Genomic DNA, 15837 nt, shown 5'->3' with positions numbered 1-15837 from the left:
CATTTAGGTAAATCGTTTACTAATTTAATGCTTGTTCAAAATCAGCTATAAGATCGTCTGCATTTTCAAGGCCTACGGAAAGACGCAGTAAACAGTCATTAATACCCCTTTCCAGCCGTTCTTCCATAGGAACATCCGCGTGAGTCTGAAGCATTGGGTAGGTAATTAAGGTTTCCACACCACCAAGGCTTTCTGCAAAGAGAACTAATTGAAGCCGCTCCAACAATTGGATGGCAGTTGTTTCACTGTCAACTTCGAAGGATATCATGGATCCGAAACCCGATGCCTGCTTTGTGGAAACCGCGTAATCGGGATGGTCAGGCAGACCTATATAAAATACTTTGTTTACCTTTTTCTGGGTGGTTAGCCAATTTGCTAGCTTGACCGCATTTTCCTGCTGACGGTCCATACGTACGGCGAGGGTTTTTATTCCTCGAATTAATAACCAGCTGTCAAAGGGAGAGAGGCAGGCTCCGGTGGTTTTATATATAAAACGAAGTCTTTCAGATAAATCTTCATTCTTAGTAACTAAAAAGCCGGCTAAAGTATCATTATGACCGCTTAGATATTTGGTTCCGCTGTGCACAACAATGTCAGCGCCTAATACAAGAGGCTGCTGGTAATAAGGAGTCAGGAAAGTATTATCAACAATGACCAGGAGGCCAAAAGTTTTTGCAATTTCACAGACAGCGGTAATATCGGTTACCTGCATCATGGGATTTGTCGGTGATTCAATATAGATCGCTTTTGTATCTGGGTGAATCAGGCCTCGAACAGCATCCAGGTCTGATGTATTTATATAATCAAATTTAAGACCGTTCTTACGGGAGATATGTTCAAATAGCCGAACCGTTCCACCGTATAAATCACCGGAAGCTATAATGTGATCTCCAATGGAAAAGAGTTCCATAAGGGCAGTAATTGCAGCCATTCCCGTTGAGAAAGCCAAAGCATCGGTACCCTGTTCCAAATTAGCCATCACCTTTTCCAGATACTCTCTGGTGGGATTTTGCAGACGGGAGTAGTCATAACCTGTACTTTTACCAACGTCCAGGTGGGCAAATGTCGCCGATTGATAGATTGGTACGCTGACAGCTCCGGTATTATGGGTATTATTATCTGCTCCATGTATACAAAGTGTTGATATGTCCATATTTTTTCCTCCTTAATTTCTGTTTTTATAACAAATGCTGTGTCTCTTGGTTACTGATAGGCAGGCCTGGAGTACATTAATATAATTGCGGGGGTAATCTTTCGTTATACAAAAAAATTAATCTAAATTCATTTTCTTTATACAAAAAAACTCGTCTTCTTTATATAAGAAGACGAGTAAAACCCGTGATACCACTTCAATTTATCCGTACATCACTGTAACAGACCTCTAAGAGTACGATATTAGAAACCTAATTATACTCGCTTGCTGTAACAGGCAATCCTGTCGAATTCTAAATGCAATACAGTCTCAAACTTTAACTAAGCTAATATAAAAAAATGTATTGCAGTTCAAACCGCCACTCCTGAGCCATATTCAGTCATTTTTCATCTGCTTTTTCCCACCGCCAAAAGCTCTCTGTAAGACTTTTAATCACTTACTCTCTCATTCCTAGTGTTTTAGTATGAAATTGATAAAAGTATAGCAAAGAAATAATACAATGTCAACAGATTAAAATAATTATATTAAAAAATATTAACTTTGTCTTTTCTATAAATTAACGGATTACCTTAAAATTATTCATAGTGTATAAAGTTAGCCAGTATATTTTAAATCAATGAGAGGTTTTGATTAAGCGGGTAGTTAATAATGAACCTACTTATGATTTATAATGTAACAGCTCGTGTATATACTTTTAACCAGTCTTTTTCTTCCTGAGTAAGATAAGGTGAAATCTTTTCGTATACTTCCCTATGATAATCGTTTAATCTTTTTATTTCAGCAGGTGACATTAAGGAGACATCCACAGCATCTAAATCGATAGGAGCAAACGTTATATGTTCAAAGTACATAAACTGGCCATATTCATTTTTCTCGCCCTTATGGCAGACCAGTTCATTTTCTGTTCGGATTCCATGGCTGCCCTCGATATAAACACCGGGTTCATCCGTTGTAACCATACCTTCCTCCAGTACGCAGCCATCATCCCTTTCCGGTACCTTCTTCCAGCGGAAACCATTCGGGGCTTCGTGTACATTAAGAAGATAACCGACACCATGACCTGTTCCGCACTTATAATCCAGATTCATATCCCAGATAGGTCCTCTTGCTAATATATCCAGATTCATACCGATACAGCCGTGCAGGAATTTCGCATCTGCCAGATTTAACATGCTTCGCAATACTGCGGTAAAGTGTTTTTTCAGTTCATCACTGATTTCTCCAAGAGCCATGGTTCTGGTAATATCAGTTGTTCCCTCATAGTATTGTCCGCCGGAATCCACTAATAATAATCCCTCCGGTTTCAAAACTGCATTGCTGTCCTGGTTAGCAGAGTAGTGCATCATGGCAGCATTTGCTTTGTATGCGCAGATGGTATCAAAACTTAATTCAATAAACCCGTCCTGTTCTCTGCGGCAATCTTCCAGATAGTCACTGGCACTGATTTCAGTTATTTCTATTTTACCGATTTGGGTTTTCAGCCAATACATAAACTTAGTAAAAGCAACGCCGTCTTTGATATGTGCTTTTCTTAAATTCTCTATCTCAACCGGGTTTTTCATTGCCTTAAAAAGAACAGTGGGGTTGGCGGCATCAATTATATTGATTTCCGGATTGAGATTTTTATATATAGCATAGTTTACTTTCTTGGAATCAAGCAGTACGGACATCTGGGATGAAAGACTCGTAACAAAGGTATAAATATCCGCATAATTCTTTAATTCAACCTGATCCGACGATAATTTTTCTCTAATATCAACAGATAACTTATCCTGATCCAGAAATAAATAAGCATGTTCCAGAGTAATAACGGCATAGGATAAAACTACCGGATTATAAGTAATATCATTCCCCCTGATATTAAAGAGCCAAGCGATATCATCCAAAGTTGTAATAATATGAACGGTTGCTCCTGACTTTTTCATTTCATTTCTGACATCCTGTAATTTATCAGCTGTGGATCTGCCGGAATATTTTTCTTCTAATAAAAATGCCGGTTCTTTTGAAAGTGCAGAACGATCAGTCCATAGGCTGTCAACCAAGTCTTTATCATATTTTATGGCTATATTTTTCACCTGCAATTTTTCTTTTAGCTTTAAACCAAATTTAGCATTGATAATACGTCCATCAAAACCTAGTGTTCCATTCTGTTGTAATTTATCCAATAAAAATTCTTCAATACTTGGAACCCCTTCTTCACCCATCTTATAAAGGGTGATTCCCGTATCTGACAGTTGTCTTGCGGCCTGTATGAAATACCTTCCGTCTGTCCAAAGACCGGCTTCCGTTAAAGTAACCACTAAAGTGCCTGCGGAACCGGTAAAACCGGACATATACTTTCTTGCCTTAAAATAATCCCCCACATATTCTGATTCGTGGAAATCAGAAGTAGGGATAATATAGGCATCCATTTGATTTTCAGCCATTAATGCTCTTAAATGCTGGATTCTTTCCTTTATCATGTTATCCTCCTTACGCGGATATTTTAGGTCCGCTACGCTACTTGGCTCTAACCTTATACCTGCTACGCAGGTATTTCAGCCGGTGCATAAACTTCGACTGAAACAAGGAAGTCCCTAACTCCTGCATAGACTTATGCTTTGTGAGCAGGGAACTTACTTGTAAGGTTAAAAAGCGACATAAATGCGTGGTTCCGGCAGTTATGTCGCAAATCTGTAAATTATATCTGACTATATATTAAAGTTTTTCCGGTTCGTCGTATGTTTCACCAAATAATTCAACCGTTACGGATTTCATTACCTGTGGATCCAGCGGACGATCGGAATAATCTGTTTTTGTTTCAGCTATTTTGTTAACAACTTCAATACCTTCAATCACTTTACCAAAAGCTGCGTAAGAACCATCCAAATGAGGGGAATCTTTATGCATAATAAAGAATTGAGATCCTGCTGAATCAGGCATTTGTGATCTTGCCATGGAAATTACACCAGCAGTATGTTTTAGGTTGTTTTCAAAGTGATTATAAGAGAATTCACCTTTAATCTGGTAACCGGGACCTCCCATACCGGTACCCTCAGGATCTCCTCCCTGAATCATAAACCCACGTATAACCCTGTGAAAAATAATACCATCATAAAACTTTTTCTGAACTAATGAAATGAAATTCTTAACAGTATTAGGGGCAATGTCCGGATAAAGTTCAATTTTCATTACATCGCCATTTTCCATTTCGATTGTTACTATAGGATTTTTCTCTGCCATTTTTTTTATCCTTTCTAAAGTCAAATGTTTACATTGGACAATTATAACATATATTATGTTGGGTGTCTAATTAAATTATTAAATATTCTATCAGTTATTGATCTTAAATTTACATATAATTTACGTAAACTATATTTTGTTATTCATTGATTCTAAAAATAATTTTATTGAAATTAATTTAGTTATATGAAGATTCTTTATTTTCGATTATATTTTAAACACGGTGGTATAATATAGAAGAGGATTATGGAATAAAGGAGTATTAAAATTAATGATGGTTTTATCTAAGAAGAATACTATTCTGAAAAATTATTTCTATAAATATATATTACCTTTTACAGCAGCTTTTCTATTATTACAGTTTATTGTATATTATCCTTTTTGGTCAAACGGTAAATCATTTATATGGAATATGGATGGTATAAATCAGCATTATCCTGTACTGGTTTATTATGGTAACCTTCTAAAGGACCTGGTTGGGGGCCGAAAAATTCCTATGGTGGACTTTAATGTGGGTATGGGGTTTGATACACTTACGACATTAAATTATTATGCAATCGGGGATCCGCTTACCTTGCTGACCATATTTGGCAAGGAAAGCAATATGGAAAGTATGTATCGTTTCCTCATAATCTTAAGATTATATTTATCCGGAATAAGCTTTCTATTGTATTGTATTTACATGAAAAAAAAGAGCTTTTCTTCCGTTCTTGGAGGATTAATTTATATATTTTGCGGATATGTTTTTTATGCCGGAACCAGGCACCCATATTTTACAAATCCGATGATCTACCTGCCGCTTCTTTTTATTGGTGTGGATCTCATAATACAAAAGAAAAAACCGTATCTGTTTGTCGTTATGACCTGTATCAGTGCTTTAAGTAATTTTTACTTTTTTTATATGCTGACAATTTTAGTTATAATATATGCATTCATCCGTTTTTTTTATACTTATAACAAAAACACGGATGAATCGGTCTGGAAATTATTTTTAAGGACATCTTTGCGGGCAGGCCTGTATTATACTTTAGGTGTGGTTATGGCAGCCTTTATCCTGTTGCCCGTCCTTGCTGCATTTGCGGGTAACGGCCGTTTTAACAGCGGATATCAGGTGAATTTGATACATTATAATTTAGGATATTATTTATTAATGATTGATTCTTTTATAGCTCCTAATATTTCACCGGGATTTTGGACTCAGTGCACCTTTGCAGCAATAGTCCCTGCGGCCGTATGGATGGTATTCCGTAACAGAAAGTACAGGGAACTGATGATTGGATTTATAATTGCAACCATCAGTCTTATGTTGCCTTTTATCGGATATCTTATGAACGGCATGTCTTATGTCTGTAACCGCTGGGAATTTGGTTACAGCTTTCTACTGGCATTTATAGTTGTGTCGGTTTATGATGAATTGTTCCAATTAAAAAGGCTGGATAAAATCATTTTATTGGTTGGTACGGTTCTATATGGAGTTGCAGGGCTGATAAAACCTAGTTGGTATATCCTGCTCGCATTTCTTATTTTATGTGTCACGGTTTTTTGCATTCTATTTTTTAATCGTTACAAAAAATCCACATATCTTCAGAGAATGGTAATTTTTTCGCTGGTATTCTGTAACCTGGCTGTAAACGGATACATGACTTATTCCGGAAGATTTGGTAATTATGTAAATGAATTCATTGCTTCGGGTAAAGTTGATAAATCCATACGTAATTCGGCAGTCAGCCTTATCTCCGGTATTCAGGACGATTCTTTTTACCGTGTAGAAACCTATGGCGATAAATGGATTAATGAAGCGCTTACGTTAGGCTATCATGATGTAAGCGGGTATTTCAGCATTATGGATAAAAGAACAGCGGAGTATATGAAAGGTTTAGAACTAGTAAGCCAGAAAACTGCATACCGGTTTGACAATTTAGATTTCCGCACAGGAATTGGTACGTTGGCAGGGGTAAAATATATGATTACCCCACATAAAGCTGCCGTGCCATATGGATATAAATTGTTATCGGAGAAAAAATTTAATGATAAAACCTATTATATATTTGCAAATCAATATGCATTACCCTTGGGGTATAACTATGACAAATATATAACCAGGGATGTGTATGAAAGTTTAAATGCAATACAAAAGCAGGAGGTTATGCTGCAGGCAGTTGTCCTGGAAGAACCCGCTGAAAGATTTACGGGCATATTGCCATCTGAGTATGAATCCGGAAATGTTACAGGAAATCAAATAAGCTTTTTATCAAAGAAGATTCCCATATCTGTTCATTATGGAAAAGGGATATCCTATGAAGGGAATTTATTAAATGTTCAAAAACCCGGAGCAAAGATTAAAGTATATTTTGACGGGGTGAAAGATTCAGAAACCTATCTGCGGCTCGAAAATTTCAATCTAAATGCGGATTTGTATGCCATGAACTTTTACATTAAAAACGAGAACGATGTAAATAAAACCGTAAATACCAGATCGGTGAGAAATAATGCTTATTTTGGCAAAGAAGATTATTTGGTGAACCTGGGATATGAAAAGGAAGCAAAGAGATCCTGTGTATTGACTTTTCCCCAAACAGGTATCTTTCAGTTAGACGGTATAGAAGCGTATGCTTTACCCATGAGCAATTATGGGAAGCAGGTGGAAGATAGAAAGTCAGGTGCACTTTATAATATTAAAGTCGAAACCAATCAGATAACCGGTACGGTTAATTCCAATAAGGATTCGATACTGTGCTTGTCGATTCCTTATAATAAAGGATGGACAGCTTACGTGAATGGTAAAAAGCAGGAACTTATACAGGCAAACGTTATGTATATGGCACTGGAGCTGGAGGCCGGCACAAATGATATTAAACTGTATTATGAAACACCTTATCTGAAAGCAGGAGTTGCAATATCGGTTACCGGGTGGTTTGTTTTTTTCTGTATTATTATATTTAACTTGATAAAAAAGACAAAATCAGGGAAAAACTATGATTAAAGGAGATGAATAATTTGGACAAGATATCCGTTGTTGTACCTTGTTATAATGAAGAAAAAGTTATACCCCTGTTTTATGAAGAAATGAAACAGATCATGGATAAAATGAATTATGCGAGGTTTGAAATAATATTTGTTGATGATGGTTCTAAGGATAATACTTTACAGATTGCAAAAAATTTAAAAGCGGTTGATGAACGGGTACGATATATTTCTTTTTCAAAAAATTTCGGGAAAGAAGCTGCTATATTTGCAGGACTTGAAAACAGTACCGGCGATTATGTGGTTATGATGGATGCGGACCTTCAGGATCCGCCTGCCTTGCTGGAGGAGATGTACCATTATGTGATAGAAGAGGGTTATGATTCCGTTGCAACCCGAAGAGTTACCAGGGAGGGAGAACCAAAGTTACGTTCTTTTTTTGCCAGAAGATTTTATCATCTTATGAATCGCATATCGAAAACGGACATTGTAGACGGTGCAAGGGATTACCGTTTGATGAAAAAGCAAATGGTTGATGCGATTGTTAATATGAAAGAATACAACCGTTTTTCCAAAGGAATTTTCGGCTGGGTAGGCTTTAAAACAAAATGGCTGGAGTATAATAATGTGGAACGGGCAGCAGGTGAAACCAAATGGTCTTTTCGTAAGTTATTATTTTATTCTTTTGACGGAATTGTAGCATTTTCTACCATGCCTTTGGGTATTGCATCATTTTCCGGACTTTTTTTATGTCTATTATCCTTTATCGGTATCATTATTGTTATGATACGGTATTTGATCGGAGTGAAATCGGCTTATGGCTGGTCCTCCATGACCTGCATTATTTTATTTGTAAGCGGGTTTCAGTTATTCTGTATGGGAGTATTAGGACAGTATCTGGCTAAAACCTATCTGGAAGTGAAAGACCGTCCTATTTATATTGTAAGGGAAAAAGGTTAATAAGATTAAGAATCAATAAAGAATGATGTTATTATTTATTTTTTAATTTAATAGGTTAGTATTAATCAATAAAGTTGCTGTTAATTCTTTATAATCTAAAGATTGTAAAAATATTACAGCGGCTTTTTTTATCTGAAATTTTCCGAACATCCCCAGGAATAAAAAAATAATTATCCTTTACATATCCTGTTGACAATAATGATAAACTAATATATCATATGTTTATGATTAATATAAACGATAGTGATGGAGGTTTATATGATAAATGATTTTAATGATTTAAAGATAGAAGAAATCAAAAATGGTTACCGGTTTGACGAAGAAAATCAAAAATATATCTGCAATCATTGCGGTAAAGAATATTTTATGGGTGAAATATACCCTTTTGATAAGCGTTTTTTTGATTGCCGCCTTGCAGTGGAAATCCATATATCAAAAGAACATGGGACAGTATATGATTTGCTGGTTTCCTCAGAAAATAAATATCTTGGGTTAACGGAAAATCAAAAAAATTTATTAGGACTGCTAAATGCGGGATTATCGGATAACGAAATTGCCAAACAGCTAGGCATCTCTCCATCCACCGTACGCCATCAAAAATTTATGTTTCGTGAAAAAGCAAAACAAGCGAAAATGTATCTTTCAGTCTATGAACTTGCAATAAAAGGAAATTCCGTTCACGAGAATCTGGTGAACATCCATAATAGTGCGACCATGGTAGATGACAGGTACATTACAACCATGGAAGAAAGAGATAAAATATTAAAAACAGCATTTTCTTCCCTGTCACCTCTGAAATTAATAGAATTTCCGGCAAAAGAGAAGAAAAAGATAGTTATATTAAAGAAAATAGTAGAACAGTTTGAAAATGGCAGGAATTATGAAGAAAAAGAATTAAACCGTATATTAAAAGAGATATATCCGGATTTTCCTACCATCAGGCGGTATCTGATCGAATATGGGTTTATGGACCGGACAAAGGATTGTAAGGAATATTGGTTAAAATAAGGAAAGGTTTCGGTGTTTTTATGAAAAGTGATTATATTAATATAGAACGGTTTCTCGATGAAGATAAAAAGATTAAAATATGGCCTGCAAAACGTGATTTGAAGATAGAGATTTTAAAGTATCTTTCTGAAAAATTTGAAACTGGGGTTTTTTACACAGAAAAAGAAGTGAATGAAATTATTAAAAACTGGCATACTTTTTCTGATTTTTTTCTGCTTCGAAGAGGGCTCATTGATATGAAATATTTATCAAGAACCAAAGACGGTTTACAGTATTGGAAAGAGGAAAATATAAGTAACTCCTTGGAGGTTAAGCATGAAAATTATTGAAAGCTGGAATACGGACAGAAGCTATTAAATCAATCTGCGAGGAATGTAAAAAAGCAGGATGGAAATCAGCCGGACTGGGGGTACACTTAATGGGGCTGTCGCTTTAATGCAGGAACATTGGCACCTTCTAAGATTTATTTTTTGTCTAAAAAGCAGGACGGCGCCTCAGAAATCTGGAATGTTTATCACATAGATTTGTAAAAGACTAGCGTGTGATTATTAATCCATTAAGAGACCGTTTGCCGCCATCGGTACTTAGGTTGTGGCAGAATCACTTATCTGCCACAACCTTATGTACCGCTATGTGCGGCAAACGAGTGAGAACGTGTCTCTGTTGGATAATAATCACACGCTATTTTGATACCCTAAAATGTGATAAACATCTCTAACCGTAAGAAACACGCTTTGCGAGTTTCTTCGGTTCGCGTGCGCGTTCGAATTATTACAAGCAAGCTTGCTAATTCTCACTTTGCTTTCGCGGAAGTGAAAAAGGGCGCCGCATTTAGTGTCACAGCCCCATTTTAAACTTCTCTTTGGCTTTGTTATTGCTTGGGCGTAAGGCTCTGAATATCTAAGCTGTTTTCTTTTTCATATTTTCTTTTACATACAGCTTCTGCTATTCCCTGTAATTCACGTTTAATTTCGAAATAAATTGAATATTTTCGCAGTATTTGGTCTAGTTATGTATTTATGTTGGGAAAATTTCATTTTTACTTACTTCATAAAATAATTTACATTATATAAAAATATACCTTGACAGGTGAGGTATATATATATATAATGTAAGCAAAGAATAGGAGGTGTTTCTATGTCTATCACATCGGATGTTATACGCGGTCATACCGAACCCATAATACTTGCTCATTTATTAGAGGGTGACAGCTATGGCTATCAGATTAATAAGGAAATCATGGAAAAGACAAATAACTCGTATGAGTTGAAAGAGGCTACTCTTTATACCGCATTCCGCAGACTGGAGCAGGCACAACTGATTATCTCCTACTGGGGTGACCAGGAGGTGGGTGCACGAAGAAGATATTATGCCATCACAGAGAAAGGCCGGGAGGCTTATCAGGATTACAAGAAGGACTGGGAAAATGCCAAAGCAATTATCGACACTTTATTAAAATAATGGAGGAGATTAGAAATGGAAGAAAAAATGCGAGTTCATATTGAAAAGCTTTTCGAGGATGCTCCCAAGACAAGAAAAGCTTTTGAACTGAAAGAGGAATTATTAGCGAATTCACAGGAACGTTATCAGGATCTTGTAGCAAACGGCGTAAAGACAGAGGATGCATTTAAAAATGTGATCAGCTCGATCGGTAATGTCTCAGAGCTGTTCCGGGATTTAGAGGAAAGAACACCCGAGGACAGGATGGAATTTGAGACCCGGACAAAGAAATATGCCGTGGTTAAGACTGCTGCCGTAGGACTTTATTTCTTCAGTGTCGTTTTATTCTTAGCCTGTGGTCTGATCGATCAATTTTTTTATTATAATGTAGATCTGACCTCAATAGGTTTAATTATGATGTTATTATTGTCCATCATACCAACCTGCATGCTGGTCTATATTAACAGTATTTATCCCAAATATAAGCGCTCCAATGATACGGTTGTGGAAGAATTCAAGGAATGGAAGAACACCTCCAGAAATACCAAGTCAGTGAAAGGTGCCGCCATCTTTGCAGGCTGGTCTTTAATCCTGGTTCTCTACTTTGTGATCAGCTTTGCTACCTTTGCCTGGTATGTAACCTGGATTATCTTTCTGGTAGGTGCCTGCATCCATGCAATCATTGAGCTTCTATTCCGCTTGAAAGATCTGAAATCGTAAATAGACATCATTAAGGGAATAGTGCAGGAAACCCTGCACGGGAAAGGAGAAAGGAATGAGAAGATTCATCATAATCATGGTTACCGCATTTACGGTCATTACAGCCGGCTTAATCTGTCTGATGATTGTTGCCATCAATGCAGGTGGTCTGCGTAGGAGTGGGACCTATTTCGGATCATCGAATCTGAAGCTTGTGAATACCCAGAATGTCAGTCTGGATGGTATTCAAACTCTTACCATTGACTATTATGCAGATGATGTTACATTTTATGAGGGTGACACAAGCGAATTGATTTTAAATGAATATATGAGTTATACTCCCAACGACGACGATCTGACAAGAATTATAAAAAACGGAAGCAAAGCAAGGCTCGACGGACGTAGAGATAATTACCGCGGCTGGTTCTTTAATTTCAACCGCTCAAGCAGGGTGGAAATCTATCTGCCCTCTGATTACAAGGGTGAATTATCCGTCAGCACTTCAAGTGGAAATATTAGCTCCGATATGGTATTTGCGGTCAGGAAATTTAAGGCTTCCTGCTCCAGTGGTGATATCAAACTTACGGAAGTATATGCCGAGAATATTGATGCCGCCACCTCAAGCGGTAACATATCTATAGATAAAGCAGAGGGCACGCGGAATATCAGAGCCACGAGCGGCGATATCAAAATCTTAGGAGGCGAAGGAGACACAGGGGTATCCTCTGCTTCCGGCAATATTACGATAGAGGCCTCCAAAGGGTCCCTGGAAGCGGAGGCTTCCAGCGGAGACATTACAATCAGGAATTCCTCCGGACAAAAGGATATCGAAACAACCTCCGGGCAAATCGTAATTACCGATTCTGACGGTTATACGGAAGCTTCCGCATCCAGTGGTGATATCCGCATCAATGATTTTGGCGGTGCAGGTAACTTTGAAACCACTTCCGGCGTAATAAAGCTTGCATATGCCGAGGACGCAGCTGCCATCGAAGAAGATATCATAATAAAAGCATCCAGTGGTGATGTAAATCTTACCCTACCTGCTAAGGCAGAGTTCAACTTTAAGGCCCAAACCTCCAGTGGTGACATCCGTACTTCTTTCGATGATTCACTGGCGTTTGATAAGAATGACGATCATGCCTCCGGAATCATCGGTTCAAATCCGTCTTTTGATTTAAAAGTCACAACCAACAGCGGAAGTATACATGTGGATTAATAGTAATCATACCCATTCCCTATTTTTAATTTTTGCATTCATGGAGAACTTCCGCCTAACGAAAATGTACCAAAAATTTTGGAACGAAGGCTTGTGTTACCAAAATTTTTCGTTTATAATTAGTAAGATTAAAGTTTGGAACTTAAAAACAGTGATTTAACCTTGTTCTCAAGGTTATGAATTAGGAGATGAATCAATGGTAGGTACCTTAAAAAAAACAGCAGTGATTACTTCACAAGTCCAGTTAACCGAGGATGTTTTCAGTATGTGGATTCAGGATAACCAGATAGCAGCTGCTGCAAACCCCGGGCAATTCCTGTCCCTGTATTGTAAAAATGGAAACAGGCTGCTTCCCAGACCCATCAGTATATGTGAGATAGACAAAGAAAACGGTAAGTTACGCCTTGTTTACCGTGTTGTTGGCAATGGAACAGAGGAATTCTCCCGTTATAAAACCTCCGATACTATTGACGTCTTAGGTCCTCTGGGCAATGGCTTTTGCTTAGAGGGAAAGAAAGCAATCTTAATCGGCGGGGGAATTGGTATACCTCCTATGTTAGAGTTAGCAAAACAGTTAAATTGTGAGAAAAAGATTGTATTAGGCTACAGGGATATTACATTTCTGAATAAAGAATTTGAAACATATGGTGAAGTGTATATTTCAACGGAGAATGGAAGTACCGGAACAAAAGGTAATGTCATAGATGCAATAAAAGCGAATGGTTTGGAGGGGGATATCTTATTTGCCTGCGGACCTGCCCCTATGCTTCGGGGAGTTCAGGCATATGCGAAAGAAACGGGAATCAAAGCACAGTTGTCCATGGAGGAGAGAATGGCCTGCGGTATTGGTGCCTGTCTGGCCTGTGTATGCAAATCCAGGGAAAAGGATCATCACACCAATGTAAATAATAAACGAATCTGCAAGGATGGCCCGGTATTCTATTCCGATGAAATAGAAATATAGTGCAAAAGGCGGTGCTTTTTACCGCCGTACATCCGATTATAGGAACGTGGTTTTTGTTCCTATAATGAAATATGATTCTTATTAAAGTTTATCCTCTGGAAAGGTAAGATTAAGATGAATACAAAAGTAAATATTGCAGGTGTTGAATGGAATAACCCGGTAACCACAGCCTCCGGATCCTTTGGTTCCGGAATGGAATACAGTGAGTTTGTAGATTTAGGTAAACTCGGTGCAGTGACTACCAAAGGTGTATCGAATATTCCCTGGACCGGAAATCCCACACCACGGATTGCGGAAACCTACGGCGGAATGTTAAATGCCATAGGGCTTCAGAATCCCGGAGTAGAGGTATTTATCGAGCGGGATATTCCTTTTTTAAAGAAATATGATACAAATATAATTGTTAATGTCTGCGGTAAAACTTCGGAAGATTACATCGAAGTTGTGGAACGTCTTTCTGAAACCGACGTGGACATGTTAGAGATTAATATTTCCTGTCCCAATGTAAAAGAGGGGGAATAGCGTTTGGGCAGAACAGCTGTGCAGTGGAAGCCATAACCAAAGAAGTGAAGAAACGTGCCAAACAGCCTGTTATCATGAAACTCAGCCCTAACGTAACCGATATTACAGAAACTGCAAAAGCTGCCGAAGCCGGCGGAGCAGATGCTCTTTCCTTAATTAATACTTTGACAGGAATGAAGATAGATATCCATAAAAGAAAATTCGTATTAGCCAATAGAACCGGAGGTTTATCCGGCCCGGCTGTTAAACCAATTGCAGTTAGAATGGTAAATCAGGTGGCAAATGCGGTGAAACTCCCGATTATAGGTATGGGCGGAATTATGACTGGAGATGATGCACTGGAATTTATCATGGCAGGTGCAACGGCTATCGCAGTGGGAACCGCTAATTTTATAAATCCTACGGCCACTTTGGATGTTATACAGGGGATTGAAAACTATATGCGTAAATATAAAATAGACGATATAAACGAATTAATTGGGTGTGTTAACAGAATGGACTAGAAAGAACAAAGGAAATCAAACGGAGGTCGATACAATGGAACAGTACAAGCAGGAATTTATTGAATTTATGGTGGATTGCGGAGTATTAAAATTTGGTGATTTTACAACCAAAAGCGGAAGAAAAACCCCCTTCTTTATTAACGCGGGCTTTTACAGAACAGGCTCACAATTAAGAAAGCTTGGTGAATATTATGCAAAAGCGATAAAGGAACGCTTTGGGCTGGATTTTGACGTATTATTTGGACCTGCATACAAAGGAATTCCTTTAAGTGTAGCAGCTTCTATGGCTATCAGTGAATTTTACGGAAAAGAAATCCGATATTGTTCCAACAGAAAAGAAGTCAAAGATCATGGAGATAAAGGAATACTACTTGGCGGGCCGATTCAGGATAAAGATAAAATCATTATTATTGAAGACGTTACGACTGCCGGTACTTCTATTGGTGAAACAATGCCTATCTTAAAAGCACAGGGTGATGTTACGGCTCTTGGCCTGGTAGTATCTGTTGACCGAATGGAAAGGGGTCAGGGAAATAAGAGTGCCTTAGCTGAAATTGAAGATGTTTATGGACTTAAGACAACTGCAATCGTAACAATGGAAGAAGTAGTTGAACATTTATACAATAAGCCTTATAATGGAAATATAGTTATTGACGATCAACTAAAAGCAGCCATAGATGCATATTATGAACAATATGGTGCTAAATAAGAAAGATAAGTTTCTAGTATCAGAGGCTGCTTTTGCAGCAGATAGGAGCTAAGTATGAGTGAAAAAATTTATATTACAATGAAATCGGTAGGCGTTGGTAATTTAGTTATGGGAATCCTATTTATAGTAGCTGGCATAGCAGGTGGAGTTATTATGATTATCAGCGGCGGAAAATTACTTAAGAAAAAATCGGAAATCCTCTTCTAATTACGTATAGGGACTGTTGTGAAATATAGAATATAACTTTATCAGAAATTGATTTACAAGTTTCTGATAAATGGCTTAACCGCCGTGTTTCTGATTATGGGAATATTATTTAAGTTCCAATCAGCCATACTAAGGAATCAGCAGAATGTAAGTTATATACTGGATATTTACAGCAGTCTGAATTTTTATATAATGAATTATCTTTGGTTATATCTTTTCATAATTTAAAAATTATAGCATAATCTGTAAAATATTACTTTACAATTG

13 protein-coding genes, 1 pseudogene and 1 other annotated feature are annotated in these 15837 nt (G+C 37.4%); of the genes and pseudogenes, 11 read left to right on the top strand and 3 right to left on the bottom strand.

Going from position 1 to position 15837, the window contains the following annotated elements; all coding sequences use genetic code 11:
* Positions 1-19: 19 nt before the first annotated feature.
* The 3 genes from Ana3638_RS20620 to Ana3638_RS20610 form a co-directional block, all read right to left on the bottom strand.
* Positions 20-1153: a trans-sulfuration enzyme family protein gene (locus Ana3638_RS20620; protein WP_161839714.1), complete on the bottom strand. Its 1134-nt coding sequence runs from the start codon at positions 1151-1153 to the stop codon at positions 20-22.
* A 165-nt stretch (positions 1154-1318) separates the two neighbouring features.
* Positions 1319-1614: a binding site (T-box leader), on the bottom strand.
* A 204-nt stretch (positions 1615-1818) separates the two neighbouring features.
* Positions 1819-3615 carry an aminopeptidase P family protein gene (locus tag Ana3638_RS20615; protein WP_161839713.1) on the bottom strand — a complete coding sequence of 599 codons (1797 nt, stop codon included), beginning with the start codon at positions 3613-3615 and terminating at the stop codon, positions 1819-1821.
* Positions 3616-3850: 235 nt separating this feature from the next.
* Positions 3851-4375 (bottom strand): peptidylprolyl isomerase, encoded by a 525-nt coding sequence (locus tag Ana3638_RS20610; protein WP_161839712.1) that lies wholly within the window; start codon positions 4373-4375, stop codon positions 3851-3853.
* 271 nt (positions 4376-4646) lie between these two features.
* Here Ana3638_RS20610 and Ana3638_RS20605 point away from each other — a divergent pair, with 271 nt between their 5' ends.
* From Ana3638_RS20605 to Ana3638_RS24735, 11 genes and pseudogenes are all read left to right on the top strand, one after another.
* Positions 4647-7358 carry a YfhO family protein gene (locus Ana3638_RS20605; protein ID WP_161839711.1) on the top strand — a complete coding sequence of 904 codons (2712 nt, stop codon included), beginning with the start codon at positions 4647-4649 and terminating at the stop codon, positions 7356-7358.
* A gap of 14 nt (positions 7359-7372) precedes the next feature.
* On the top strand, positions 7373-8299 hold the full coding sequence (locus Ana3638_RS20600) for a glycosyltransferase family 2 protein (RefSeq protein ID WP_161839710.1): 927 nt from the start codon (positions 7373-7375) through the stop codon (positions 8297-8299).
* A gap of 258 nt (positions 8300-8557) precedes the next feature.
* The gene (locus Ana3638_RS20595) at positions 8558-9307 is read left to right on the top strand and encodes a DUF2087 domain-containing protein (protein WP_161839709.1); all 750 of its coding nucleotides are present in this window, start codon (positions 8558-8560) and stop codon (positions 9305-9307) included.
* A gap of 20 nt (positions 9308-9327) precedes the next feature.
* Positions 9328-9636 carry a DUF2087 domain-containing protein gene (locus tag Ana3638_RS20590; RefSeq protein WP_161839708.1) on the top strand — a complete coding sequence of 103 codons (309 nt, stop codon included), beginning with the start codon at positions 9328-9330 and terminating at the stop codon, positions 9634-9636.
* Between the two features lie 808 nt (positions 9637-10444).
* Positions 10445-10768: a PadR family transcriptional regulator gene (locus Ana3638_RS20585; protein WP_161839707.1), complete on the top strand. Its 324-nt coding sequence runs from the start codon at positions 10445-10447 to the stop codon at positions 10766-10768.
* Between the two features lie 15 nt (positions 10769-10783).
* On the top strand, positions 10784-11467 hold the full coding sequence (locus Ana3638_RS20580) for a permease prefix domain 1-containing protein (RefSeq protein WP_161839706.1): 684 nt from the start codon (positions 10784-10786) through the stop codon (positions 11465-11467).
* A 55-nt stretch (positions 11468-11522) separates the two neighbouring features.
* A complete protein-coding gene (locus tag Ana3638_RS20575) occupies positions 11523-12665 on the top strand; it encodes a DUF4097 family beta strand repeat-containing protein (protein ID WP_161839705.1) in 1143 nt (380 codons plus the stop codon).
* Between the two features lie 196 nt (positions 12666-12861).
* Positions 12862-13629 (top strand): dihydroorotate dehydrogenase electron transfer subunit, encoded by a 768-nt coding sequence (locus Ana3638_RS20570; protein ID WP_161839704.1) that lies wholly within the window; start codon positions 12862-12864, stop codon positions 13627-13629.
* Between the two features lie 114 nt (positions 13630-13743).
* Positions 13744-14654, top strand: a pseudogene (locus tag Ana3638_RS26935) (dihydroorotate dehydrogenase).
* A gap of 34 nt (positions 14655-14688) precedes the next feature.
* Positions 14689-15363, top strand: coding sequence for an orotate phosphoribosyltransferase (gene pyrE, locus Ana3638_RS20560; protein ID WP_161839703.1), 675 nt, complete (start codon positions 14689-14691; stop codon positions 15361-15363).
* Positions 15364-15417: 54 nt separating this feature from the next.
* Positions 15418-15570, top strand: a complete 153-nt coding sequence (locus Ana3638_RS24735) for a hypothetical protein (RefSeq protein ID WP_202621520.1) — start codon at positions 15418-15420, stop codon at positions 15568-15570.
* Positions 15571-15837 lie beyond the last annotated feature (267 nt).

This window comes from Anaerocolumna sedimenticola (assembly GCF_009931695.1).
GTDB lineage: Bacteria > Bacillota > Clostridia > Lachnospirales > Lachnospiraceae > Anaerocolumna > Anaerocolumna sedimenticola.
The sequence above is the reverse complement of the archived record's forward strand: the minus strand, read 5'-3'. Positions and strand labels throughout refer to the sequence as shown.